Annotated in this window: 26 protein-coding genes and 1 pseudogene; 14 read left to right on the forward strand and 13 right to left on the reverse strand. The window is 67.0% G+C overall.

Annotated features, from left to right (window positions below):
- Positions 1–53: 53 nt before the first annotated feature.
- Positions 54–1,709: a helix-turn-helix domain-containing protein gene (locus ACYVN4_RS30300; RefSeq protein WP_460725416.1), complete on the forward strand. Its 1,656-nt coding sequence runs from the start codon at positions 54–56 to the stop codon at positions 1,707–1,709.
- Here ACYVN4_RS30300 and pucL read toward each other — a convergent pair.
- The gene (gene pucL / locus ACYVN4_RS30305) at positions 1,691–2,611 is read right to left on the reverse strand and encodes a factor-independent urate hydroxylase (RefSeq protein WP_460725417.1); all 921 of its coding nucleotides are present in this window, start codon (positions 2,609–2,611) and stop codon (positions 1,691–1,693) included. The genes ACYVN4_RS30300 and pucL overlap by 19 nt on opposite strands.
- A 129-nt stretch (positions 2,612–2,740) precedes the next feature.
- Here pucL and ACYVN4_RS30310 point away from each other — a divergent pair, with 129 nt between their 5' ends.
- Complete coding sequence (locus tag ACYVN4_RS30310; protein WP_460725418.1) at positions 2,741–4,108, forward strand: uracil-xanthine permease family protein; 1,368 nt, start codon at positions 2,741–2,743, stop codon at positions 4,106–4,108.
- Positions 4,109–4,174: 66 nt separating this feature from the next.
- On the opposite strand, the gene ACYVN4_RS30315 is transcribed toward ACYVN4_RS30310, so the two are convergent.
- Positions 4,175–4,846 carry a TetR family transcriptional regulator gene (locus ACYVN4_RS30315; RefSeq protein WP_460725419.1) on the reverse strand — a complete coding sequence of 224 codons (672 nt, stop codon included), beginning with the start codon at positions 4,844–4,846 and terminating at the stop codon, positions 4,175–4,177.
- Positions 4,847–4,933: 87 nt separating this feature from the next.
- Between ACYVN4_RS30315 and ACYVN4_RS30320 the strand changes: the two genes are divergently transcribed.
- Positions 4,934–6,064: an FAD-dependent oxidoreductase gene (locus ACYVN4_RS30320; protein ID WP_460725420.1), complete on the forward strand. Its 1,131-nt coding sequence runs from the start codon at positions 4,934–4,936 to the stop codon at positions 6,062–6,064.
- 35 nt (positions 6,065–6,099) lie between these two features.
- Here ACYVN4_RS30320 and ACYVN4_RS30325 read toward each other — a convergent pair whose 3' ends face one another.
- Genes ACYVN4_RS30325 through ACYVN4_RS30335 form a run of 3 tightly spaced genes read right to left on the reverse strand, consistent with a single transcriptional unit; the run spans position 6,100 to position 8,782 of the window.
- Positions 6,100–6,519 carry a molybdenum cofactor biosynthesis protein MoaE gene (locus ACYVN4_RS30325; RefSeq protein ID WP_460725421.1) on the reverse strand — a complete coding sequence of 140 codons (420 nt, stop codon included), beginning with the start codon at positions 6,517–6,519 and terminating at the stop codon, positions 6,100–6,102.
- Positions 6,512–7,531, reverse strand: a complete 1,020-nt coding sequence (moaCB, locus tag ACYVN4_RS30330) for a bifunctional molybdenum cofactor biosynthesis protein MoaC/MoaB (RefSeq protein WP_460725422.1) — start codon at positions 7,529–7,531, stop codon at positions 6,512–6,514. The genes ACYVN4_RS30325 and moaCB overlap by 8 nt, the downstream gene beginning before the upstream one ends.
- Before the next feature lie 45 nt (positions 7,532–7,576).
- Positions 7,577–8,782 carry a molybdopterin molybdotransferase MoeA gene (locus ACYVN4_RS30335; RefSeq protein WP_460725423.1) on the reverse strand — a complete coding sequence of 402 codons (1,206 nt, stop codon included), beginning with the start codon at positions 8,780–8,782 and terminating at the stop codon, positions 7,577–7,579.
- A gap of 107 nt (positions 8,783–8,889) precedes the next feature.
- Here ACYVN4_RS30335 and moaA point away from each other — a divergent pair, with 107 nt between their 5' ends.
- From moaA to ACYVN4_RS30350, 3 genes are read left to right on the forward strand one after another with little or no spacing between them, the layout of a single operon-like run.
- Entirely contained in the window at positions 8,890–9,948 is a 1,059-nt protein-coding gene (gene moaA, locus ACYVN4_RS30340) for a GTP 3',8-cyclase MoaA (RefSeq protein WP_460725424.1), read from the forward strand.
- Positions 9,941–10,183, forward strand: a complete 243-nt coding sequence (locus tag ACYVN4_RS30345; RefSeq protein WP_460725425.1) for a MoaD/ThiS family protein — start codon at positions 9,941–9,943, stop codon at positions 10,181–10,183. The genes moaA and ACYVN4_RS30345 overlap by 8 nt, the downstream gene beginning before the upstream one ends.
- A gap of 35 nt (positions 10,184–10,218) precedes the next feature.
- Positions 10,219–10,623 (forward strand): DUF1003 domain-containing protein, encoded by a 405-nt coding sequence (locus ACYVN4_RS30350; protein WP_460725426.1) that lies wholly within the window; start codon positions 10,219–10,221, stop codon positions 10,621–10,623.
- Between the two features lie 9 nt (positions 10,624–10,632).
- Here the strand turns inward: ACYVN4_RS30350 and ACYVN4_RS30355 are convergent, their stop codons facing one another.
- Both ACYVN4_RS30355 and ACYVN4_RS30360 read right to left on the reverse strand, forming a co-directional pair.
- Entirely contained in the window at positions 10,633–11,412 is a 780-nt protein-coding gene (locus ACYVN4_RS30355) for a phosphotransferase (protein ID WP_460725427.1), read from the reverse strand.
- Positions 11,413–11,458: 46 nt separating this feature from the next.
- Complete coding sequence (locus tag ACYVN4_RS30360; protein WP_460725428.1) at positions 11,459–11,869, reverse strand: thiol-disulfide oxidoreductase DCC family protein; 411 nt, start codon at positions 11,867–11,869, stop codon at positions 11,459–11,461.
- 211 nt (positions 11,870–12,080) lie between these two features.
- On the opposite strand from ACYVN4_RS30360, the pseudogene ACYVN4_RS30365 reads away from it, so the two are divergent.
- Together ACYVN4_RS30365 and ACYVN4_RS30370 are read left to right on the forward strand one after the other, a co-directional pair.
- Positions 12,081–12,527, forward strand: a pseudogene (locus ACYVN4_RS30365) (LLM class flavin-dependent oxidoreductase); the annotation flags it as partial.
- A 140-nt stretch (positions 12,528–12,667) separates the two neighbouring features.
- Complete coding sequence (locus ACYVN4_RS30370; protein WP_460726866.1) at positions 12,668–12,832, forward strand: hypothetical protein; 165 nt, start codon at positions 12,668–12,670, stop codon at positions 12,830–12,832.
- 2 nt (positions 12,833–12,834) lie between these two features.
- Here ACYVN4_RS30370 and ACYVN4_RS30375 read toward each other — a convergent pair whose 3' ends face one another.
- Positions 12,835–13,479, reverse strand: a complete 645-nt coding sequence (locus ACYVN4_RS30375) for a TetR/AcrR family transcriptional regulator (RefSeq protein ID WP_460725429.1) — start codon at positions 13,477–13,479, stop codon at positions 12,835–12,837.
- Between the two features lie 124 nt (positions 13,480–13,603).
- On the opposite strand from ACYVN4_RS30375, the gene ACYVN4_RS30380 reads away from it, so the two are divergent.
- Positions 13,604–14,119 carry a hypothetical protein gene (locus ACYVN4_RS30380; protein WP_460725430.1) on the forward strand — a complete coding sequence of 172 codons (516 nt, stop codon included), beginning with the start codon at positions 13,604–13,606 and terminating at the stop codon, positions 14,117–14,119.
- Positions 14,120–14,127: 8 nt separating this feature from the next.
- Here ACYVN4_RS30380 and nadE read toward each other — a convergent pair whose 3' ends face one another.
- Both nadE and ACYVN4_RS30390 read right to left on the reverse strand, forming a co-directional pair.
- On the reverse strand, positions 14,128–14,964 hold the full coding sequence (gene nadE / locus ACYVN4_RS30385) for an ammonia-dependent NAD(+) synthetase (protein ID WP_460725431.1): 837 nt from the start codon (positions 14,962–14,964) through the stop codon (positions 14,128–14,130).
- A gap of 4 nt (positions 14,965–14,968) precedes the next feature.
- Entirely contained in the window at positions 14,969–15,541 is a 573-nt protein-coding gene (locus ACYVN4_RS30390; protein ID WP_460726750.1) for a TetR/AcrR family transcriptional regulator, read from the reverse strand.
- Between the two features lie 205 nt (positions 15,542–15,746).
- On the opposite strand from ACYVN4_RS30390, the gene ACYVN4_RS30395 reads away from it, so the two are divergent.
- The 5 genes from ACYVN4_RS30395 (at position 15,747) to nrdE (ending at position 20,676) form a co-directional block, all read left to right on the forward strand.
- Complete coding sequence (locus tag ACYVN4_RS30395) at positions 15,747–16,313, forward strand: NAD(P)H-dependent oxidoreductase (RefSeq protein ID WP_460725432.1); 567 nt, start codon at positions 15,747–15,749, stop codon at positions 16,311–16,313.
- Positions 16,314–16,409: 96 nt separating this feature from the next.
- Positions 16,410–17,309, forward strand: a complete 900-nt coding sequence (locus ACYVN4_RS30400) for a G1 family glutamic endopeptidase (RefSeq protein WP_460725433.1) — start codon at positions 16,410–16,412, stop codon at positions 17,307–17,309.
- A 449-nt stretch (positions 17,310–17,758) separates the two neighbouring features.
- On the forward strand, positions 17,759–17,998 hold the full coding sequence (locus ACYVN4_RS30405) for a redoxin NrdH (RefSeq protein ID WP_379356869.1): 240 nt from the start codon (positions 17,759–17,761) through the stop codon (positions 17,996–17,998).
- A 66-nt stretch (positions 17,999–18,064) separates the two neighbouring features.
- Positions 18,065–18,535 (forward strand): class Ib ribonucleoside-diphosphate reductase assembly flavoprotein NrdI, encoded by a 471-nt coding sequence (nrdI, locus tag ACYVN4_RS30410; RefSeq protein WP_379356867.1) that lies wholly within the window; start codon positions 18,065–18,067, stop codon positions 18,533–18,535.
- A gap of 35 nt (positions 18,536–18,570) precedes the next feature.
- Positions 18,571–20,676, forward strand: coding sequence for a class 1b ribonucleoside-diphosphate reductase subunit alpha (gene nrdE / locus ACYVN4_RS30415; protein WP_460725434.1), 2,106 nt, complete (start codon positions 18,571–18,573; stop codon positions 20,674–20,676).
- 62 nt (positions 20,677–20,738) lie between these two features.
- Here nrdE and ACYVN4_RS30420 read toward each other — a convergent pair whose 3' ends face one another.
- The 3 genes from ACYVN4_RS30420 to ACYVN4_RS30430 form a co-directional block, all read right to left on the reverse strand.
- The gene (locus ACYVN4_RS30420) at positions 20,739–20,930 is read right to left on the reverse strand and encodes a hypothetical protein (protein WP_460725435.1); all 192 of its coding nucleotides are present in this window, start codon (positions 20,928–20,930) and stop codon (positions 20,739–20,741) included.
- A 142-nt stretch (positions 20,931–21,072) separates the two neighbouring features.
- Positions 21,073–21,555, reverse strand: coding sequence for a hypothetical protein (locus tag ACYVN4_RS30425; RefSeq protein ID WP_460725436.1), 483 nt, complete (start codon positions 21,553–21,555; stop codon positions 21,073–21,075).
- A gap of 122 nt (positions 21,556–21,677) precedes the next feature.
- Positions 21,678–22,526, reverse strand: a complete 849-nt coding sequence (locus tag ACYVN4_RS30430) for an EamA family transporter (protein ID WP_460726752.1) — start codon at positions 22,524–22,526, stop codon at positions 21,678–21,680.
- Positions 22,527–22,649: the final 123 nt, after the last annotated feature.

Genomic DNA, 22,649 nt, shown 5'->3' on the forward strand with positions numbered 1-22,649 from the left:
GCGGCCTACCGTCACTGCCTATTCGGACCGACCACGGGAGGTGCGCCGTGCGCGTGCGCGACATTCTCGATGCACCGCAACTGCGAATGCGGTTGCTGTACGGGGACGACGGGGAATTGGATCGGCCGGTCGCCCGGGTCTGTGCCACCGATATGCCGGATCCCCGGCCGTTCGTGACGCCGGGCGCGCTGGTCTGCACCGGCCTGGTGTGGCGGCACGAGGCCGTCGACTCCGACCGCTATGTGGGGCTGCTGGCCGGTGCCGGGGTCGCCGGGGTGGTGGCCGGGCAGGCGCTGCACGGGCATGTGCCCGAGGACGTGGTCGCCGCCTGCGAGCGACACGGCCTGCCGCTGCTGTCGGCCCCGCAGAGTGTCCCGTTCAGCCGGATCATCGAATATCTGGCCGAGCAGGCGGCCGAGGTGCGCTGGCGGCGGGTGCAATCGCGCGCCGACCGGCAGCGCAAGCTGCTGGCCGCGGTCGCGGCGGGGGCCGATATCGAGACCCTGGTCGCGGAATTCGCTGCGGAACAGCATGTTTCGGCGTGGCTGCTGACCTCGACGGGATCGATCATCACCGGCACCGCCGAGTTGCTGGACGACGATATCGACCGCATCGTCGCCACCGCGCTGACCGCGCCGCGCCTGCCCGCCGTCACGACCGGTGCGATGCGCGTGCTGCAGGTCGGCGCGGGTGATCGAATCACTGCCTGGTACCTGGCGATCCGCCCCTCGGCCCCCGAACTCGACCCGTTCGGCGCAGATCTGGCGGCGGTGGCGGAACTGTATCGCCAGCGCCGCGCCGACCGCCAGCACCTGGATTGGGAACTGGCCGACCGCTTCCCGGTGCCGTTCGCCGAACAGGCCGACACCTCCGAGGTGGCCCTGGTCTGTGAAGTGCATGCCGCAGAAAGCGCACCCCGTCATTCCGGCACGCTTGTGGCCGGAATCCAACGCGGCCGGGTGGATCCCGGCCAAGAGCCCGCCGGGATGACGAGCGAACCACGTGGCGGGGTAGCAGGCGCGATAGAACGCGCGGGTGCACCGATCGCCGATGCGAAATCTGGTGCTGGACACCGTTTGTCGGGCTTGGTGGATTCGGCGGCCGGGATGATGGCCGTGCGGTCGGCGCTGCACGATGCCCTGCCGGGGATCGCGACCTCGATCGACCACGAGGGCAGGCTGGTCGGTGTGACGGCCGGGACGCAGGACCAGATCGCCGCCGTGGTGAATCGGCGCCTCGGCCGAGTCGCCCCGGCGCTGCGGGAGATTCGGCTCGCGATCGGGATCGGCGCGCGGCAGCCGGAAGAGACCCTGGCGAGTGCGATCGGCGCGGCCGCCGCGGCTTCCACCGCGGCCCGCGACGACACGGCACCCGTCTGCGTGCGCGTGGCCGATATCGATTCGGCCGTCGGCCTGCTCACCGCCGTGCCGGGTGGACTGCAGCGGCGTTTTGCCGAACGGGTCCTGGGCCCGGTGCTCGATTACGACCGTCGACACGGGGCCGGACTGCTGGAGACGCTGGCGGTCTACCTCGGCTGCGAGGGTTCCTGGCGGCAGGCGGCGGATCGAATGCATCTGCACCTCAATACCGTTCGCTACCGCATCGGTCGGATCGAGGAGCTGACCGGGCGTGATCTCGGGCGCATCGACGACCGGCTGGATCTGTATCTGGCGGTGCGGACATTGTCGGGTCAGACCGCTCCGGTGTAGGCGTCCCAGGCGATTCCGGCGTCGGGTGCGCCTTCTCTCACCACGCTCGCCTGGATCAGGCCGTACGGGCGGTCGTCGGCGTGGAAGACCTCGCCCTTGTTCGGGACGCCGAAACGTTCGGTGTCATAGGCGAAGTGGTGCTTGTTGGGGGCCGAGAACCGGATCTCCGCCAAACACGGGTACGCGTCCAGCGCCGCGCGGCCCATCTCGAAGAGCGTCTGCTGCAACGCTTTCGAGTGCAGGGTCGCGAACGTCTCGATCAGTACGGCGCGGATCCCGTCGTAGGTGGCATCCCAGTCGTCGGGCGCGGTGGCGAAGCGCCAGCGGGCGATCAGGCTGGTGGCCAGGATCCGGTCGTAGGCGGGCTCGAGCACCGTGAACTCGTCGGTGAGGAACCCCGCGAACTCCGAACCGGTGGATTTGAGGATCACCAGATCCTTGACCCCGCCGATCACCCATTCGCGGCGTTCGTCGCCGACGCCCGCGACGGTGACCGCCGCGATCCGCACCTCCGGTCCGACCCGCGTCCAGGTGTGATCGTGTTCGCGCCCGCCGACCGGAACCCGTTGCCACGCATACTCTTCGATCTCGATGCGCGCCGACTCCACCGGCGCGATGTCGTCGACGAAGTGCCGGGCCAGCGCCAGCCCGTAGTCCTCGATGCTGCCGTCGCCGTGACTCTTGGCGTAGGTGAAGATGGTCTGCTTCTGTGAATCCGTCGGCAGCACCGCGCCCTGATCGCCGACCGTGTGCGCGTCGTCGAACGCGCCGAGCAGACACGAGGAGACGTTCAGATCCCGGATCTCGTGCCGGGCGGTATCGCGGTAGACGCGCACCACCCGGTTCTCGGCCTTCCCGTACCGGTGCGGGCCGAGCACGATCCGGCCGAGGGATTCAGTCATGGCATCACTGTCGCGCACGGGCGGTGCGGTGCAGGCTGGTTCGGGAGACAAAACGCCGACGGGAAACGCCCCGGCGTTTGGGCACAGCGGACAAACGGTCGCTTGACCAGACTTGCCTAGGGTGGCCACATGACCTCGCCTCACCCCGTCGACATCCGGCCCGCGTGGCAGCGGCTGCTGGCCTTCGGCATCCAGCATGTGCTGATCATGTACACCGGATGCGTCACCGTGCCTTTGGTTTTCGGTGCGGCCGCGGGACTCGACAAGGCCACCGTCGCCCTGCTCATCAGCGCCGACCTGCTGGTCGCGGGCATTATCACCGTGGTGCAGAGCCTCGGGCTGGGAAAGTTCGCGGGTGCGCGGCTGCCGATCGTCACCGGCGCCACCTTCGTGGCCATGAGCCCGATGATCCTGATCACCAAGGACTACGGGCTGCAGGGGATGTACGGGTCCATGCTGCTGGGCGGCGTGATCGGCATCGCGTTGGCGTGGCCGTTCGCTTCGATCGTGCGGTTCTTCCCGCCGCTGGTGAGCGGGACCGTGTTGACGGTGGTCGGCATTTCCTTGATCGGGGTGGCGGGCGGACTGATCGTCGGCCCCGACCCGAAGGCGGCAGGTTTCGCCGCGCCCTCCCATATCGCGCTGGCTGCAGCGGTTCTGGTTGTCGCGCTGGTGTGCACGATCCTCGGGCGGGGTGTGTGGTCGCAACTGGGGGTGCTGATCGCGCTCGTCGTCGGCATCGTCATCGCCATTCCGATGGGCCTGATCAAGCTCGACGGGGTCTCGAAAGCGGCCTGGTTCGGCGCACCCCACCCCTTCCATTTCGGCGCACCGCACTTCCCGGTGACCGCCGTGGTGGCCATGACCATCGTGATGCTGGTCGTCTTTGCCGAATCCACCGCCAGCATGCTCGCCATCGGCGAGATCACCGGAAAGCCGCTGACCCGAGCCGATCTGGCGCGCGGTTTGGTCGGCGACGGACTGTCCGCGGTGCTCGCCGGTGTCCTGAACTCGTTCGTGGACACCATCTTCAACCAAAATGTCGGCGCGGTTGCCAACACCCGCGTGTACAGCCGTTATGTGACGGCGGTGAGCGGCGCGATCCTCGTGGTCCTGGGGCTGGTGCCGCGCTTCGGCGCACTGGTCGCCGCGGTCCCGCAGCCCGTTGTCGGCGGTGTCGGCCTGGTGTTGTTCGCGACCATCACGGTGATCGGCGTCGATACCCTGCGCAAGGCCGACCTGACCGATCGCGTGAACCTCACCCTGATCGCCGTCTCGATCGGCGTCGGCCTGGTCCCGGTTCTCACCAAGGGCATGTTCGACAAGTTCCCGTCCTCCGCGCAGATTCTGCTCAACAGCGGCATCAGCCTCGCTGCCGCAACGGCTTTCACGCTGAACCTGCTCTTCAATCACACGCGCCTCGGTGAAATCGCCCGGGGTGTAGGGCATCCCACTCCGGCGACGCCGGATCCCGACACCGCGGTGGCCGCCGCCTGAGCCCCCCTCCTCATCGGGGAGATCGAAGCCGTGGATTCCGTCCGAATCCACGGCTTCGGTCTGTATTCAGTGAAGGGTCGGCATCCCGTTGAGGATGAGGTCGATGCCCGCGAGGAATTGATCGCGGTCGTCGTGGGCGGGGAGATCTGCCGCGATGCGTCGCACGAACGGATACCGCTCGGGGTCCAGGCTGGTCCAGCGGGATGCGATCGTGGCGAGAAAGGCCGAGCGGTCGACCTCCGGGGTCACCAGGCGCGCGCCCGCCGCGTATTGGCCGGCGAGGCCCAGGACGTAGTTCACCAGCGCTGAGGCGCAATCGAATTGGGCCGGTTCGGGAACGCCGAGCGCGTCCAGTCGGCTGCCCATCGCCTCGAGGATCTCGACCACCGCCGGCTGCCAGGGCTGCTGCGAGAGCTGGGCGCCTATCCACGGGTGGGCGTCGATGGCGTCGAAGATGCCGAGCGCGATGGCACGAATCGCGGCCCGCGGCGACTCACCTGCGGTGACCTCGGTCATCACCCGGGCGATCACCTCATCGGTGGCCGCCGCGAGCAGATCGTCCTTGTTGGCGAGGTGGTGGTAGATCGCTCCGCTGCCGGTCGCCAAACGTGCGGCGAGGGCACGGAAGGTCAGCGCGTGTTCGCCGCCGGTGTCGAGAATCTCGATCGCCGCGTCGACGATCAGCCGCTTGGACAGTGCGTCGCCGCGTCGTGCGGTCCGCCGGGTCCCGGTTGTCATGCATCCCATCTTGACAGAGTTGGAACGTTGTTCCAAACTCGAATTATGGAACAGCGTTCCAATCGGCTTTCGGAAGGGAGAACGACCATGAAGAACCCCATCACCATCGTCGGCGCGGGCCTGGGTGGCCTCACCCTCGCGCGCGTCCTGCACGTCCACGGCATCCCCGCGACGGTCTACGAGGCGGACCCCTCGCCCGAGTTCCGCGTCCAGGGCGGCCAGCTCGACATTCACGAACACGACGGCCAATTCGCTTTGGCGGCAGCCGGTCTCACCGCCGAGTTCCGCGCGATCATCCATGCCGGTGGTGCGGCAGTCCGCATCCTCGATCCGCAGGGCAGCGTCCTGCTCGACGAGCCCGACGACGGCACCGACACACGGCCGGAGGTGCTGCGCGGCGATCTACGCCGCATCCTGCTCGACTCCCTGCCCGTCGGGACCGTGCAGTGGGGTCACAAGGTCGCCGCCGTGCGGCCACTCGGCGACGGTCGTCACGAATTGACCTTCACCGACGGAACGACGGTGATCACCGGCTTGCTCGTCGGAGCCGACGGCGCCTGGTCGAAGATCCGGCCCCTGCTGTCGGACGCCTGCCCCGAATACGTGGGCGCGACCTTCGTCGAGACCTACCTCCGCGACGCCGACGAACGTCATCCCGCCACGGCCGCACTGGTCGGCGCGGGCGCGATGTACGCGCTCACCCCGGGTCAGGGCATCACCGTTCACCGCGAAGCGGGCGCGACCCTGCACACCTACGTCCAGTTGCGGCGCTCCGCCGAATGGATTTCGGGCATCGACTTCACCGATCCGGCTGCCGCCACCGCCCTGATCGCGGCCGAATTCGAGGGCTGGGCACCGGAACTCACCGCACTGATCATCGACTCCGACACCCCACCCGTCGCGCGCATGATCCACACCCTCCCGCACGGCCACCGCTGGGACCGGGTGCCCGGCGTGACACTCCTCGGCGACGCCGCACACCTGATGCCGCCCTCCGGCGACGGCGCGAACCTGGCCATGCTCGACGCCGCCGAACTGGGCCGGGCGATTGCGGCACACCCCGACAACCCCGAAGCGGCCCTACGGGCCTACGAGGCGGAACTCTTCCGGCGCAGCACGGCCGCCTACGCCGACGCCGACGAGGTGCTCGACCTCTGCCTCGGCGAGCGCGCTCCACTCGGACTCGTCGAAATGTTCTCGGGAGTGGCGGTCGGCTGACTGCTGAATGACGAAGTTCAGGCCGGTTCGGCGGCTCAGCCGCAGGCGTTGACCCATTCGGAGAGGCCGTCGGCGAAGAGTTGGCGCTTCCAGATCGGGACTTCGTGTTTGATGCGGTCGACCAGCAGCGCGCAGGTGGTGAAGGCTTCGCCGCGGTGGGGGGCCGCTACGGCGACGACGATCGCGAGGTCGCCGATGGTGAGGTCGCCGATGCGGTGGACGGCCGCGACCGGGAGGCCGGAGGACTGTGCCACCTCCTCGCACACCTTGCGCAGGAACTGCTCGGCCTGCGGGTGGGCCGAGTACTCCAGGGCCGAAACAGATTGTCCGCCATCGTGATCGCGCACCTTGCCGGTGAACACCACGATGCCGCCGTGTTCGGGGCCGCTGACGGCCTTCTCCACCTCGGTCGGGTCGAGCGGCTGATCGCTGATCCGGGCCAGCAGCTCACTCATGATTGCCTCCTCCGGCCACCTGGGCCAGCAGATGTTCGAGAATCGGGGTGAGCACGGCGATGCCGTCCTTCACCCCGCCCGGCGAACCGGGCAGATTGATGATCACCGTGCGGCCCGACAGTCCGGCCACGCCCCGGCTCAACGCCGCGAGCGGGAACTTCGCGGTGCCCGCCTGGCGGATGGCGTCGGCGACTCCGGGCAGTTCCCGGTCGATCACGGCGCGGGTCGCCTCGGGGGTGGCGTCGGTGGGGGAGGCCCCGGTGCCGCCGGTGGTGATGATCAGGTCCGGCTCGGTGGCGAGGGTCTCCGAGAGCGCGTAGGCGATATCGGAATCGGCGAAGACCAGCGGCCCGCGCACCGAGAAGCCCTGCTCGGCAAGCCATTTCGCGAGGGCTGGGCCGGTGGTGTCGGTGCGGGTGCCCGCGGCGGCGCCGGTGGACGCGACGACGACAGCGGCCGACCGGCCCACGCCTGCGAGGGGAGCCGTTGCAGCAGTGGTGGTTTCGTGCTTGTGGTGCTCGTGCTTGTGGTGCTGCTCGGCTTCGGGTCGCACCCAATGTCCGTGCTTGCCACCCTCTTTGGTGACCAGCCGCACCCCGTTGAGGGTCGCCGCCGGATCCACCGCCTTCACCATGTCGTGCAGCGTCAGCCCGGCCACCGCGACGGCGGTCAACGCCTCCATCTCGACTCCGGTGGGGCCCTTGGTCTTCGCGGTCGCCTCGATGGTGATGGTGGTGTCGGTGAACCCGAACGACACATTGACCGACGACAGCGCCAGCTGATGACACAGCGGGATGAGCTCGGAGGTCTTCTTTGCGCCGTTGATGCCGGCGATGCGCGCGGTGCTGAGCACATCCGCCTTGGGCATGTCGTCGGCCCGCACCAACGCGATCACCTCGGCGGTGGTGTGCAGTTCGCCCGCGGCGACCGCGATGCGCGCGGTGTCGGCCTTCGCGCTCACGTCGACCATGCGGGCGCGGCCCTCACCGTCCACATGCGACAACTCACTCATGAAAACCACCTTGGCACAGCGCGCGGAAACCGGGAATCGAGGCGTTCACAGCGGCCGGACCTCGACGATCGTGCCCGCGGGCAGCTCGGTCGCGGCGGCCGGGATGTCGATCAGCACCTCGGCGTGGGCCATGGCCGCGATCAGATGCGAGCCCTGACCCGTGGCCAGCGTCACCCCGCCGTCGGCCAGCTTGCCCCGCAGGAACTGGCGCTTTCCGGCGGGGGAGCGGACCGGTTCCAGCAGCGGCAGTTCGGAGATCGTCAGTGCGGGCAGTCCGGCCAGTTCCCGCAGCAGGGGGCGGGCGAAGACCTCGAAGGACACCATCGTGCTGACCGGATTGCCGGGGAAGCTCAGCACCGGCACCCCGTCGACGATGGTGAGTCCCTGCGGGCCGCCGGGTTGCATTGCGACCGGGCCGAATTCGCCGCCCTGCGCGCCGAGCACCTCCTTGACGACCTCGAAGTCGCCCATGGACACGCCGCCGGAGGTGAACACCACATCGGCCTGCGCGACGGCCTCGGCCAGGCGTTGCCGGAATTCCGCGTGCTCATCGGTCGAATGCGCGACCGACACCACCTCGACGCCGTTGTCGGCCAGTGCCGCGGCCAGCGCGATGCCATTGGAATTGAAGATCTGACCGGGCAGCAGGGTCGCGCCCGCCGGCCGCAGTTCATCGCCGGTGGTGAGGACCGCGGCCCGCACCCGGCGCAGTACCGACAGCTCACCGAGGCCGACCGCGGCCAGCGCCGCGATGTGCCGGGGTCGCAGCAGCGTGCCCGCGGCCGCCAGCAACTGTCCGACGCGCACATCGGTGCCGGGCTCGCGCACGAAGTCGCCGGTGGCGCGGCTGGTTCGAACCGTCACGGTGACGCCGTCGGATTCGGTGTGCTCCACCGGGACCACGCAGTCCGCGCCGGGCGGCACCGGCGCTCCGGTCATGACCTTCAGTGCGGTGCCCGGGGCCAGCGTGATCGCCTCGGTATTGCCCGCGGCGACCACGCCGAGCAGCGGCAGCGTGGCGGGGACGATGGCGACCGAATCGGCCTGCACGGCATACCCGTCCATTGCCGAATTCCGGAAGACCGGCAGGTCCAGGGGTGAATACACGTCGGCGGCCAGGCGGCGGCCCAGCGCGGCGGCCATGGGAACGGTTTCCGCGACCCGGTCGGCGAGCGACCGCAGCGCATCCTCGATGCGGCGACGGTGGTCGTCGACGGGCCGGGCCGGGATCAGCGCGTGCCGGGAACTCATGTCCGTGAGCCTATACGCGGGTGATTCCTCCGATTGGTGACCGGCCGATCGACCGCCCCGGCTCGTGCGAATCTACGAACGCTTGTGCAAAGGGCAATAATGGTCGAATGACCGTGGTCGCGATGGGCATGCCCGCTGTGCGAACCGGGCGACCCGCGCTGGATGGGCGCCCGGACACGCCGTTCCTTGTGGACCGCTTCGGCCGGGTCGGGCGGGATCTGCGGGTGTCCATCACCGAGAAATGCTCGCTGCGCTGCACGTATTGCATGCCGGAGGAGGGGCTGCCCGCGATTCCGGTCGAAGAGCTGCTCACCACCGACGAGATCGTGCGGCTGGTCGTGCTGGCGGTGCGGGAACTCGGCGTCCACGAGGTGCGATTCACCGGCGGCGAACCGCTCATGCGCCGCGATCTGGAACAGATCATCGCCGGTTGCCATGCGGCCCTGCCGGATACGCCGCTGGCCATGACCACCAATGGCGTCGGGCTCGAGCATCGGGCGCGGGCGCTGGCGGCGGCCGGGCTCAGCCGCATCAATGTCTCGCTCGATACCGTGGATCGTGACGGCTTCCATCGGCTCACCCGGCGTGATCGGCTGGATTCGGTGCTGGCCGGGATCAAGGCCGCCGCGGCGGCCGGGCTCACCCCGATCAAGGTGAACGCGGTGCTCATGCGTGAAACCTTGGCCGGTGCAACGGATCTGCTGCAGTGGTGCCTGGATCACCGTGCCGAACTGCGGTTCATCGAGGAGATGCCGCTCGACGCCGACCACGAGTGGGCGCGCGCCAATATGATCACCGCCGCCGAACTGCTGGACGTGCTCGGTGAGCGGTTCACCCTCACCGCGGACGGCCGCGAGGACCCGTCGGCCCCGGCCGAACGTTGGAAGGTCGACGGCGGCCCGGCCACCGTCGGCATCATCGCCTCGGTGACCCGCAAGTTCTGCGGCGACTGCGACCGCACCCGCCTGACCGCCGACGGCCGGATTCGCTCCTGCCTGTTCAGCGATCAGGAATACGACATTCGCGCCGCGCTGCGCACCGGCGCGACCGACGGCGATATCGCGCAGCTGTGGCGTGGCGCCATGTGGAACAAGTCGGCCGGCCACGGCATCGATATGGCCGGTTTCGTCCCGCCCGAACGAACGATGGGAGCCATCGGTGGTTGAGGTTCGCTATTTCGCCGCGATCGCCGATGCGGTCGGCAAGGAGAAGGAGACCCTCGACCTGCCGTCCGGGGCGACCGTCGGCGACCTGCGCAGCACCCTCGCCACCACCTACGGCCCGAAACTCGAACCGATGCTGAAGGTCTGCGCCTACCTCATCGGCGACGAACTCACCCGCGACGCCTCCGTGACCCTGCCGGCGCGGGTGGATGTCCTCCCACCCTTCGCGGGCGGTTAACCGCGAACATCGCTCGCGGGCGCTAGCATTCGCCGGTGACACACGCCCCGAAACCGCAGCACCCCGCGCTCACGAAGGTTCGCGAGCAGCGCGCCGCCAGCCTCCAGTTGCGCATCGCGGACTGGATCACCAAGTTCGCGGGCTCGATGCTCTTCGTCTACATCCACGCGGTGGTCTTCGCCGTCTGGATGATCTGGATCGAAAAGAGCCCCTGGCCCACCTTGACCCTGGTGGTCTCCCTGGAAGCCATCTTCCTGTCGACCTTCGTCATGATCGGCCAGAACCGGCAGGCCGATTTCCAGCAGGCCAAGGCCGACCACGACTTCCGCGAGCAGGAACTCGAACTGAAAACCAACACGGAACTCACCCGCGCCATCCACGCCATGACCGAAGAACTCCACCGCCGCCTCATCGACGACCCGGACAAGAACAAGAACTGAGGTCCTCGATCAGATCGACGACCGACGCAGTCGCTCGATCACCGCGGTGAAGCCCGCGTCCGTCATCGCCGGGTCTTCGACATCGTGGCCGCGCAGCACCTCGTACCAGGGTCCGAGCCGGTGCCAGCTCTCGGCGCGGGCCCGCAATTCGGGCGTGAGCACGCCATAGGCGCGAGCGGCAGCCTCCCCGAATTCCGTTGTCGTGCCGAACAACACCCAGGCGAAATCGATCGCCGGGTCACCGAGTTGGGCGTCGCCGAAATCGATGATCCCGCTCACCCGACCCGCCTCGGCGAGCACGTGCTCGGGACCGAGATCCGCATGCACGACGGTGTCGACGGGAGCCGTCAGAATCTGTTCGAGCAGGGCGTCAGCGGCCGCGGTCAGCGAATCCGGAAGCAGCGGAACAACTTCCCGGCGACACCGTTCGACAGCCCACCCCCGCTCCCGACGAGTGTCCTCGGCACTGGGCAGCCCGAGCTCCAAAGCCCCTGCCACCGGAGTGTCGTGCAGTGCGCGCAGAAAGCGCCCGATCGCTCCGCCGTTGTCCGGCGTGTAGTCCTCGATCGGCTCCCCAGGAATCAACGGATGCCGAACAACCAGCGGCGATTCGCTGACTACCGTGGGAATCGGCACGGGCAGCGGCAATCTCGGTGCCAGCCACGGCAACAACCGAGTCTCCCGCACCAACTGCGCCTCCACCTCCACCCGCCGCGGCCGCCGCTCCACCCACCGCTCATCGACCAACGTGGCCGAACTGTCCCACCCGTTCTCGCCGTCGAATTTCACGCCCCGACCGTAGGAACCTCGCGCACTTCCCGCAAACCGATTTCGATCAACCCTGCTGCGGACCCGGGAAGGCGCAGGCGGCCGTCCCACCGGGCAGCCGATGCCGGTTCTTCGCGATCAGGCGGTAAACCCCGGCGGCAAGCCAGCTGACCGGCGGAATCAACATGATCGTGCCGAGCACCCGCCAAGGCAGTGTGGCCCGTCGCAACAACAGCGCGCCCGCTCGCGCCCCCGCCGCTCGCCCGTCGTCCCCGTCGATCCATTGCACGGCGCTCTCGACCTGTTGTTCCGTCAGCCCCAGCGCGGCCAGGTCGAGCCGTTGCCAGGCAACGAAATCCACATCAGGCCGAATCCGCTCCCGAATGCGATCGACACTGGCCGTGCAGAACGCACAGTCACCATCGAACACCACCAAAGGCCGCCCCGCCGCTCCCGTGAAAGCTACCGATCCAGTCATCGTTGACCTTCCCTCGATCTCTCCCTCGATCGTAGATTTCCCGTGGCGCACAAGGAATCCCGTGACGGCCCACCGAGAGCGAAGTCACCTGCCCGGATCCGCGGGGGAGCCACGTTCAATTACCTGCGAGGTAATTGCCGGTCGGTTTCTGGGCGGCGAGGATCTTGGTATGACTCGAGTCGGAGTAATGCTGCCCAGCCGGGAAATCGCGATGACCGGCAGCCATGACGCGGCGGGGCTGGTGCGGTTCGCGAGCACGGCGGAGAGCGCCGGATTCGATTCGGTGTGGGTTGGGGATTCGCCGTTGGCGCGGACTCGGGTGGATCCGTTGCCGTTGTTGGCGGCTGTTGCGGCGACGACGTCGCGAATTCGGGTGGGGACGGCGGCGTTTACTGCGACGCTGCGGCAGCCGCTGCTGGGTGCTCATACTGCGGCGACCGTGGATGCGCTCAGTGCGGGGCGGTTGGTGCTGGGTGTTGGTGCGGGGTTTCCTATTCCGGAGAGTCGGGAGGAGTTCGCGGCGCTCGGGGTTTCGTTCGAGGAGCGGGTGGGGCGGTTGGATGAGACGGTGGCGATTTGGCGGCAGAGTTGGGCCGGGGGTGGGCGATTCGAGGGGCGGTACTGGAATTTCGAGGATCTGTCGGGGACCTTGCCGGCGGCGAGTCCGGTGGGGCCGCCGGTTTGGTTGGCGGGCAGTGATACTCCCCGGCGACTATCAATATCGACCCGGATGCGACGAAGGCGCGCACGGAGATCGATGGCTATGTCCGCCAGTACTATCGGCGCTCCCTCACCGAGATGTCCACGGTGCAAGCATTCTGTGGCGGCTCCGCCGAGCAGTGCGTCGACTGGCTCGGCCGCTATGTCGACGCGGGCGCCGAACATCTGATCCTGCGGATCGGCTCACTCGACGCGGACCGGCAACTCGACGCACTGGCCGAGATCCTCCCGGTCCTGCGATAGGGCTACTCGCCGCTCTCGGCACACAGACTTGCCAGGTGGCAGTGCAGGACCGCGCGCATGGCCGTCGGATCACGACGGGCCGGATCCACCAGCGCGGCGAGGGTCAGGCCGTCCAGGACGGCGGCCAGCCGGTCGGCTTCCAGGTCGAGGTCGACCGCGTGCAACGCGCCCGCCGTGACCATCGCGGACAGCACGCGGTGCACCAGTGTCCGCACGCCCGCCAAGGGCTGGGCGGCCAGCGGCGCCAACTCCGGGCGAGATCGCGCGGTCGTGGTGAAGGCCAGCCAGACCGCGGCCTCCTCGAATCTGGCCTCGTCCAGGGGGAGTAGCTCGACGAGGATGCGTTCGGCGTGAGCGCCGGGGACGTGGCCGGGCGGGGGTGGCGTGGTGGCGGGGTCGCCGTCGGGGAAGAGGGTGGCCAGGTGGTCCTGGATGCGGGCGGTGACCCGGGCGTTCAGCTCGCTCAGGGTGAAGGTCAGTAGTTCGGCGTGGTCGGTGAAGTAGTGGCGGACGGATCCGACCGCCAGGCCCGCCTCCTCGGCTACTCGTCGTAGTGAGGCGTTTTCCACGCCGCCGCGGGCGGCGACGCGAAAGACCGCGTCGGCCACGGCTTTCCGGCGTTCTACCGGGTCGACAACCTTGGGCACGAGTGGGTTCAGCTCCCTTCGAGGTGCGGTGGCGATGATCGCCTTGCCTTTTGTAGCACAGTCTGGCTAATTTAAATGGCATGACTGTGCTAAATCAATCTCACGGCATCGACGAGGTCCACGCATGAAATCGGTACTGATCGTCGCGGCGGTGGCCGTCATCGTGATTGTCGTCGTCGTCCGGCGATTCACGGGTGAACCCCTCAATGCCCGTGACCTTTTCGCGCCGCCGGTCGTGCTGCTCGGGATCGGCATCATGACCATGACGAAGGAGCATTTCACCGCGCTGGATCTCACCTGGATCGTCATCAGCGCGCTGATCGGCTTCGCGTTGGGCGGGCTGCGGGGCATGACCATCACCCTGCTGACGCGCGACGGTGTGCTGTGGCAGCGCTACACGCTCGGGACCGTCGGCGTGTGGTTACTGTCCCTCGCCGTCAGTGCGGTCACCGGCATCATCGGCACTCACCTTGGGGCGCACCAGGATTTGCGGCCCATCCAACTCGCCATCGGCGTCAGCTTGCTCGGGGAAGCCCTCGTCATCGGCGGCCGCGCCCTGTCCACCGGCTACCCCTTCGCCCCGGAAAAGGTGCAGCGCACCAACTCACCGCTGCTTCCGGTTCCCGCGAAGAACCGCTAGTTTCCGATCTACTTCCACCAGGTGTCGAGCGGGGTCACGGGGACGGCTCGCTTGTGCCGGGTGTTGCGGAAGATGGTTTCCAGGCGGTCGGAGACCTCCGGGCCGACCGGCTTGCCCTCGAGGTAGTCGTCGATCTGGGAGTACTTCAGGCCCAAGGCTTCCTCGTCGGGGAGGGCCGGGCGGTCATCCTCGAGGTCCGCGGTCGGGACCTTCTGCCAGACGCTGGGGGGTGCACCGAGTTCCTGCAGCAGGGCTGCGCCCTGGCGCTTGGTGAGACCCGTCAGCGGGGTGATGTCGACGCCGCCGTCACCGAACTTGGTGAAGAAGCCGGTGACCGCCTCGGCGGCGTGATCGGTGCCGACGACGAGCAGGTTGAGCTGTCCGGCGATGGCGTATTGCAGGACCATGCGTTCGCGGGCCTTGATGTTGCCGCGCACGAAGTCCCGCAGCTGCGGCTGTTCGTGCAGGTCCTCGATACCGCGCGCGGCTTCGGTGGCCGCGGCGTCGGCGCTGGGCTTCACATTCACCGCGACCGAGCGGTCGGGCTGGATGAACTTCAGGGCGATCTGCGCGTCTTCCTCGTCGGCCTGCACACCGTAGGGCAGGCGCACGGCCACGAAGGTGGCGTCGCGGCCCTCGGCGCGCAGTTCCTCCGCGGCGAGCTGGCAGAGCCGACCGGTGAGGGTGGAGTCCTGGCCGCCGCTGATGCCGAGCACGAAGCCGGTGGCGGGGGTGGAGCGCAGGTACTCCTTGAGGAAGTCGATGCGCCGCCGCACTTCGAGTTTCGGTTCGATGGTCGGCAGCACGCCCAGTTCGGCGATGATCTCTTCGCGCAGGTTCCCCATGCGGTCACACTGTAGCGGTCACCTGCCGGACCAGAGTCGCCCAGTGGTCACCGACCTGTTCGAGTGTGTAACCCAACGCCCGCGTCTGAAACAGCACCAGCCCGGCATCCAGTGTCGCCAGCAGCGTGTCGGCGGTCAGCGCGATATTGCCGGGTGCCCCCGCCTGCCGGAGCAGCAGGGACACATGGGTTTTGGCGATGTTGTAGGGCGGCCCGCCGTACTGTCCGCCGATATCGGCGTTCTTGCGCACATCGCCCTCCACCTCGACCAGGGCCAGCCGGGCGCGTCCGAAGGCGATCAGCCGTTCCACCGGCGGTGCGCCGGGCCCCAGCGGCGGCGGCCCGAACATGTAGGCCCACTGCAGTTTCTGATCGGATTGATCCAGCAGCGCCAGCATGAGCCCGGCCCGATTGCCGAAGCGCCGGAAGACGGTTCCCTTGCCGACGCCCGCCAGCTTGGCGACCGCGTCCATGGTGACCGCGTCCGCGCCCTGCTCGCGCACCAGCGATTCGGCGGCGTCGAGCAGCAGTTGCCGGTTGCGGGCGGCGTCACTGCGCTCGTGACTGCTGCCGGGCATGAGTAGCGGCACCGAATGCGCGGGCTGATGGGTGCGGATGGGCTCGATCGGGAGTGAGATGTTCGGCAGGGCGACGGCGTCGTCGGCGGGGGTGTCGCGTGTCACAGCTGGTCGGCTCCTGCCCGGGAATGGAAGCGGACTGTGGTCCGGTTACAGTGTATCGAAAGTTCCGCCGCTGAATCAGTAACCGTCTGGAGTGATCATCATGTCGCAGACCCGCATTCTCGTCCTGGTCGGTAGCCTCCGCGCCGCGTCGATCAACCGCCGGCTCGCCGAGGCCGCCGCGAAGACCGCGCCCGAGGGCGTCGATCTCGCCATTTACGAGGGCCTCGGTGAGATCCCGTTCTACAACGAGGATATCGACGTCGCCGGTCAGGTTCCGGCCACCGCGCAGGCGCTGCGCGACGCCGTCGCCGCCTCCGACGCCGTGCTGCTGGTAACCCCCGAATACAACGGCACCCTGCCGGCCGTGCTCAAGAACGCCATCGACTGGGCCTCGCGTCCCTACGGCGCGGGCGCGCTCAAGGATCGTCCGGCCGCCGTCATCTCGGCCTCGATCAGCGCGAACGCCGCCAAGTGGTCGCACGACGACGCCGTCAAGGCGCTGGGTGTGGCGGGCGCGAACGTGGTCAAGGAGGCGTCGCTGAACTTCGGCACCATCGGTTCGCGTTTCGTCGAGACGCACCCGGCCGACGACGCCGAGGCGATCACCCAGCTGGCCGCCACCGTGCACCTGCTGGCGTCGGCCGCCGACGTGAAGGCAAACGCCTGACGGGCACAGCGATCACTCGCTGAATTCAGCGCGAGGCCACGGCTTTTCAGCCGTGGCCTGCCGCTTTTCCGGGGTGTTTCGGGCTACCGTCAGTCCATGAAGCTATCAACGGGCAACTCTGCGTGGGGCCGTTGTTTCATGGCGCTCACCCTGGCCGCATCCGCCGCGGCGGCGGTGGTGAACGCGGCCGACGCGGTGGCCGAGGCGAGCATCTCGAATGTCCGCCTCTATCTGGGCAACTGGGCCGGATACGTGGTCCGCGGCGACGTGCACGAGGTCAGCGCCACCTGGGTGCAACCGGAGATCGACTGCCACGATCCCGGAATTCTGCAGCGGGTGGTGCCGTGGGTGGGGTTGAACGGGGCGCAGGGCCTCGACGGCCACGTCGCGCTGCCGCTCATGCAGACCGGCGTCGAATCCCTGTGTGCCAGTGACGCGGCCGTCTACGCGGCATTGCCCGGTCTGCAGGTGGAGAACCTGGCCGCGGGGGTGGCCTACGCCGATCCGCGTTTCGCCGGGACGGTGATGAATGCCGGAGCCAAGATTTCCGACGCGCTGGGCGCCGCCGCCAACGGGCTGTGCTCGATCGGTGTCTTCAGCGGCTTCTGCACGCCGGACAAGCAGGTCGACGGGTGGTGGGAGGGTTACCCCGATCCGCCGGTGAGCTACGACGATGTCGAGGTGCGCGCCGGTGATGTCATGCATTCGGTGGTGAGCTGGGACGGTGGGCGCTATGTCATGACGCTGGAGAATCGGACCGCGCACTGGGCGCGCACGACGGTGGCGGCGTCCACGGTGCCCGCGCATACCGCCGAGATCGTGGTGGAGGGTCATCTGGATGCGGCGCTGCCGGGTTTCACGCCGATCACCTTCACCGAGATCAGTGTCGACGGCCGTCCGCTGTCGGACTACGACGCTCAGGTGTACGGCATTCCGGCCACCAATCGATTGCTGGCGCCCGGTCCGGTGGACGGCGCGTCGTTCACGATCGGGTAAATCGCTGCCACACACCGCGACACGCCGGGCGGAGCGGGGCCCCGGGAATTGGGGGCACGGCGTCGCGGGTCGGCAAACCGGGTGGTCGCTCGAGTCTGCTGTGACTCGTGAGAAGCGTGTTGATCAGCGGTGATGGTGGGTTTGCTGGAAATGAACTGTATGCCGAAATTGTGACGTGCGTCGCAGTCGTGTCGAGTTGCGAATCGAGTGTCCAGGTACTTACGGCACCGGAATTTCACCTTTGTGAGTCGCAACATGTCGTGTTGTATGAACTTGTCGCCCACTAGGTGTAGTGTCTTGGGAGCTGGAAGGGCACTAGGCGAACACCTCGAAGTTCACCTAGTGACCAGGGGCTTCGGCTCCGCTTCCAGGGGTTTGCGCACTTACTACGTGGATCTTGTTTGAGCCGTGCACTGCCGACGGACCGAAGGCAAGGAGAAGGGGATTCAATGACCATCACCGTTTACACCAAGCCCGCTTGTGTCCAGTGCAACGCGACCTACCGCGCCCTCGACAAGGCCGGTGTCGACTACAGCGTCATCGACATCTCCGAGAACCCCGAAGCCCGCGATTACGTCATGGCCCTGGGCTACCTGCAGGCCCCCGTCGTTGTCGCCGGTGACGATCACTGGTCGGGCTTCCGTCCCGACCGCATCAAGGCTCTCGCCGACGTCGTCGCCGTCGCCTAGCGGCTTCGGAGCCGCCGGTCGGGCCGGCGGCCTCCTGCAGGTTCGTCCGAATCGAAAGGAGGGAAGATGACCGAGATGTCGAGTGCGACACCTGATCTGGTCTACTTCTCGAGCGCTTCGGAGAACACGCACCGCTTCGTGCAGCGGCTGGATGTCCCCGCCGTTCGCATACCGCTTCATACCGCCGACTCGCTTCGCGTCGACAATCCCTACGTGCTGATCGTCCCCACCTACGGGGGAGGTCGGCACGTTTTGGGTGGACAGCGATCCGACAAGGAATTCGTCCCCCGTCAGGTGGCCAAATTCCTCAACGATCCGCACAACCGCGCACTGCTGCGCGGCGTGATCGCGAGTGGCAACACGAACTTCGGCGATACGTTCTGCTATGCGGGAGAGGTGATCTCGCGTAAGGCAGGGGTCCCGTACCTGTATCGCTTCGAACTCATGGGAACTGCCGAGGACGTCGAGCGCGTCCGAGAGGGATTGGACTTGTTTTGGCAACGACAACAGCACCGGTCGGAAAGACTGCCCGCGTAGAGCGCCCCGTCAGCGGCGACTCCGGGACCGAGGGCATGGACTATCACGCCCTCAATGCGATGCTGAATCTGTACGGCCCCAATGGCGAGATCCAGTTCGACAAGGATCGCGAGGCCGCGAACCAGTACTTCCTGCAGCACGTCAACCAGAACACGGTCTTCTTCCACAACCTGCGGGAGAAGCTCGACTACCTGGTCAAGGAAAACTATTACGAGACAGACGTGCTCGACCAGTACAGCTTCGACTTCACCAAGAAGCTGTTCAAGCAGGCGTACGCGAAGAAGTTCCGCTTCCCGACCTTCCTCGGCGCGTTCAAGTACTACACGAGCTACACGCTCAAGACCTTCGACGGCAAGCGCTACCTGGAGCGTTTCGAGGACCGGGTGTGCCTGGTCGCCATGACACTGGCCGCCGGTGACGAGACCCTTGCCGGCGAGCTGGTCGACGAGATCATGGACGGGCGTTTCCAGCCCGCCACCCCGACCTTCCTCAACTCGGGCAAGAAGCAGCGCGGTGAGCCGGTGTCGTGCTTCCTGCTGCGCATCGAGGACAATATGGAGTCCATCGGGCGCTCCATCAACTCCGCCCTGCAGCTGTCCAAGCGCGGCGGTGGTGTGGCCTTGCTGCTCAGCAATATTCGTGAGCACGGCGCGCCGATCAAGAAGATCGAGAACCAGTCCTCGGGTGTCATCCCGATCATGAAGCTGCTGGAGGACTCGTTCTCCTACGCCAACCAGCTGGGCGCGCGTCAGGGTGCGGGTGCTGTCTACCTGCAGGCGCACCACCCCGACATCTACCGGTTCCTCGACACCAAGCGGGAGAACGCGGACGAGAAGATCCGCATCAAGACGCTGTCGCTGGGTGTGGTGATCCCGGACATCACCTTCGAGCTGGCGCGCAAGAACGAGGACATGTACCTCTTCTCGCCGTACGACGTGGAGCGCATCTACGGCGTGCCGTTCGCCGACATCAATGTGACCGAGAAGTACTACGAGATGGTCGACGACAAGCGGATTCGCAAGTCCAAGATCAAGGCTCGCGAGTTCTTCCAGACGCTCGCCGAGCTGCAGTTCGAGTCGGGCTACCCGTACATCATGTACGAGGACACCGTGAACCGGGCCAACCCGATCGCGGGCAAGATCACCCACTCCAACCTGTGCTCGGAGATCCTGCAGGTCTCGACCGCCTCGGTGTTCAACGACGACCTGTCCTACGCCAAGGTGGGCAAGGACATTTCGTGCAACCTGGGTTCGCTGAACATCGCGAAGACCATGGATTCGCCGGATCTGGCCAAGACGGTGGAGACCTCGATTCGCGCGTTGACCGCGGTGTCGGATCAGACCCACATCTACTCGGTGCCGTCGATCGAGCAGGGCAACAACGAGTCGCACGCCATCGGCCTGGGTCAGATGAACCTGCACGGCTACCTGGCGCGGGAGCACGTCCACTACGGCTCCGAAGAGGGCGTGGACTTCACCAACATCTACTTCTACACGATCGCCTACCACGCGATCCGCGCCTCGAATCTGATTGCGCAGGAGCGCGGTTCGTACTTCGGCGGCTTCCCCGAGTCGAAGTACGCCTCGGGTGAGTTCTTCGACAAGTACACCGAGCAGGTGTGGGAGCCCGCGACCGCGCGGGTGCGGGAGATCTTCGCCGAGGCGAACGTCCACATCCCGACCCAGGACGATTGGCGTGCGCTCAAGGCACTGGTGATGCAGCACGGCATCTACAACCAGAACCTGCAGGCCGTCCCGCCGACCGGCTCGATCTCCTACATCAACCACTCCACCAGCTCGATCCACCCGATCGCCTCCAAGATCGAGATCCGCAAGGAAGGCAAGATCGGCCGCGTCTACTACCCGGCCCCTTACCTGACCAACGAGAATCTCGAATACTTCGAGGACGCCTACGACATCGGCTACGAGAAGGTCATCGACACCTACGCCGCGGCAACGCAACACGTCGACCAGGGCCTGTCCCTGACCCTGTTCTTCAAGGACAGCGCCACCACCCGCGACGTCAACCGCGCCCAGATCTACGCCTGGCGCAAGGGCATCAAAACCCTCTACTACATCCGCATTCGCCAGATGGCTTTGGAAGGCACCGAAGTCGAGGGCTGCGTGAGCTGCATGCTGTAGCGACAAACCCGTGGTTTGGGGCGCTTCCGGTGAGACCGGAAGCGCCCCAACTGTTTTCACGGCTATTCGGTCTTCTTGGGATGGCCGCAGCTCGCGTCCACGATCCACACGATTCGAGTCTCGGGGTCGGGGCAATACCAGATTCGCCCTCCTGCGGTGACCTCGTACTGCCACTGCTCGAGTTCGACGCCGGATATCGTGTGGGTCGCGAACGGTCCCCGGAGCCTGTGCTGCCGCGCCCGGTTCTCGGGCATGGTTGGACGTTCAGTCAGAATGATCCAGGCTTCCCAGGTATTGGACTTGGCTGCGCGGCAAAGCTCCTCCCAACCTTTGGCCGCCTCACTCGTCGCGAATCGTGCTTCCCATCCATCTGGACGCCCAGGTGGCGCAACTCGATCACCTCGCTTCGCTGCCACCCGAGTCCTCTCCCAATGGTGCTGGCACCGGGCCGAAATCGGTGTCGATCGGTCGGCTCAGGCGCTCGGCGAGGGCGGGATCAGCGAAAATGGCTGCAGTGCTGCGCCATTCGACGACAGTCTGGGTGAGTACGGACCATTCGCCGAGTTCCGCCGAGGCCTGGAAGGCCCGCGCGAAGTCCCTGACGAACTCGGCCTGTGCGTCTTCGGGCATTACATCCACCCATGGAAACTCGTCGAGCAGAGCGCGGGCCGCGATGTCGTGCGGGAGATGTGTGAGGACGTTCCGGAGCGCGCGGGCGGCGGTGACCGACCCCTCGGAAGCCGCCTTCGCGCGATCTTCCCTGATCAGTAAGAGTGACGCGCCATCGCGGCGCCGCACTCGCACGGCACCCTGGTCCGCTAGTTGTGCCACCTGCTTGGGATCGCGCTGTAGCTCACTCCACTGAACCTCGGTAACCACCGTCGACTCCTCGCTGGTTCTGGGATGAGCCTGATGCCCGGCCCTGCACTTCTCCATATTAGAGCCGAGTTCTGAATTTTTTCAGAACTCACAACATCGTGACCAAGCTGCATTCGGTGTGGTCAGGCCGGGAAGCCGATTACCACTGTGCCGGTGAGGACGCTGGCTATGCCGAGGGCGCCTTGGGGGGAGATGCGTTCGGAGAGGAGGAAGCGGCTCAGGAGGGCGCCGACGACGATGCTGGATTCTCGGACGCTGGCTACTACGGCGAGGGGGAGTTGGGTCATGGCTATCAGGGTCAGGCCGAAGGCGCCGAGCATGGCGGTGCCGCCTGCGAGGGTCAGGGGGAGGGCTCGGAGGGACAGTGTGGGGGTGCGGTCGCGGCGGGTCAGGTCTCGGAGTTTGAGGGCTAGGCCGGAGCCGCCCATGACGGTGATGAGGTAGGGGATGGGGGAGGCGTGGTGGATGGCTATGCCGTCGAAGAGTGTGTAGGAGGCTACGCAGCAGCCGATTGTGAGGCCCCACAAAACCGAGCGGCGGCCGCCGGTGATGCCGGGGGCGGCGGGGTGGGTGCGGGAGAGGGCGATCATGGCTACGCCGAGGGCGATGAAGGCGACACCCAGCCAGCGGGTCCAGCCGATGGTGGTGCCGAGGATGGCGGTGGCGGTGACGACCAGGACGGGGGAGCTGCCGCGGACTACGGGGTAGACCTCGCCGACGGGGGCGGTGGCGTAGGCCCGTTCGAGGAGGGCGAAATAGAGGGTGGAGAAGAAGATCGAGGCGGCGGCGAAGGGGAGGGCGTAGAGCTCGAAGTGCCAGGTGGCGAGCGCGACGGGGAGGAAGAGCAGGGCGCCGGCGAGGAGCATGTCGGCGGTGGAGGCGAGGGAGCGGTCGCTGCGGCGGAGCCAGCCGAGGGCGACGTTCCAGCCCGCGTGCAGGAAGACCGAGACGGCCAGCACGAGATACCCCATCGACTGCACGCGACTCCACCTCTATGGTCTAGACCAAACATTCGAGTATGAACCTAGCGGCCCGGCAATGCGCTGGTCAACGTGATTTCGGAATGAAAACGGCTGGTTGACTTCGCGTTTCGG

The organism is Nocardia heshunensis (assembly GCF_054782115.1).

Excerpts from the sequence above, each read along its gene's own strand:
- pucL (WP_460725417.1), bottom strand. The coding sequence starts at position 2,611 with ATGACTGAATCCCTCGGCCGGATCGTGCTCGGCCCGCACCGGTACGGG.
- ACYVN4_RS30310 (WP_460725418.1), top strand. The coding sequence starts at position 2,741 with ATGACCTCGCCTCACCCCGTCGACATCCGGCCCGCGTGGCAGCGGCTG.
- ACYVN4_RS30315 (WP_460725419.1), bottom strand. The coding sequence starts at position 4,846 with ATGACAACCGGGACCCGGCGGACCGCACGACGCGGCGACGCACTGTCC.
- ACYVN4_RS30320 (WP_460725420.1), top strand. The coding sequence starts at position 4,934 with ATGAAGAACCCCATCACCATCGTCGGCGCGGGCCTGGGTGGCCTCACC.
- ACYVN4_RS30325 (WP_460725421.1), bottom strand. The coding sequence starts at position 6,519 with ATGAGTGAGCTGCTGGCCCGGATCAGCGATCAGCCGCTCGACCCGACC.
- moaCB (WP_460725422.1), bottom strand. The coding sequence starts at position 7,531 with ATGAGTGAGTTGTCGCATGTGGACGGTGAGGGCCGCGCCCGCATGGTC.
- ACYVN4_RS30335 (WP_460725423.1), bottom strand. The coding sequence starts at position 8,782 with ATGAGTTCCCGGCACGCGCTGATCCCGGCCCGGCCCGTCGACGACCAC.
- moaA (WP_460725424.1), top strand. The coding sequence starts at position 8,890 with ATGACCGTGGTCGCGATGGGCATGCCCGCTGTGCGAACCGGGCGACCC.
- ACYVN4_RS30360 (WP_460725428.1), bottom strand. The coding sequence starts at position 11,869 with ATGACTGGATCGGTAGCTTTCACGGGAGCGGCGGGGCGGCCTTTGGTG.
- ACYVN4_RS30370 (WP_460726866.1), top strand. The coding sequence starts at position 12,668 with ATGTCCACGGTGCAAGCATTCTGTGGCGGCTCCGCCGAGCAGTGCGTC.
- ACYVN4_RS30380 (WP_460725430.1), top strand. The coding sequence starts at position 13,604 with ATGAAATCGGTACTGATCGTCGCGGCGGTGGCCGTCATCGTGATTGTC.
- nadE (WP_460725431.1), bottom strand. The coding sequence starts at position 14,964 with ATGGGGAACCTGCGCGAAGAGATCATCGCCGAACTGGGCGTGCTGCCG.
- ACYVN4_RS30390 (WP_460726750.1), bottom strand. The coding sequence starts at position 15,541 with ATGCCCGGCAGCAGTCACGAGCGCAGTGACGCCGCCCGCAACCGGCAA.
- ACYVN4_RS30395 (WP_460725432.1), top strand. The coding sequence starts at position 15,747 with ATGTCGCAGACCCGCATTCTCGTCCTGGTCGGTAGCCTCCGCGCCGCG.
- ACYVN4_RS30400 (WP_460725433.1), top strand. The coding sequence starts at position 16,410 with ATGAAGCTATCAACGGGCAACTCTGCGTGGGGCCGTTGTTTCATGGCG.
- ACYVN4_RS30405 (WP_379356869.1), top strand. The coding sequence starts at position 17,759 with ATGACCATCACCGTTTACACCAAGCCCGCTTGTGTCCAGTGCAACGCG.
- nrdI (WP_379356867.1), top strand. The coding sequence starts at position 18,065 with ATGACCGAGATGTCGAGTGCGACACCTGATCTGGTCTACTTCTCGAGC.
- nrdE (WP_460725434.1), top strand. The coding sequence starts at position 18,571 with ATGGACTATCACGCCCTCAATGCGATGCTGAATCTGTACGGCCCCAAT.
- ACYVN4_RS30420 (WP_460725435.1), bottom strand. The coding sequence starts at position 20,930 with ATGCCCGAGAACCGGGCGCGGCAGCACAGGCTCCGGGGACCGTTCGCG.
- ACYVN4_RS30430 (WP_460726752.1), bottom strand. The coding sequence starts at position 22,526 with ATGGGGTATCTCGTGCTGGCCGTCTCGGTCTTCCTGCACGCGGGCTGG.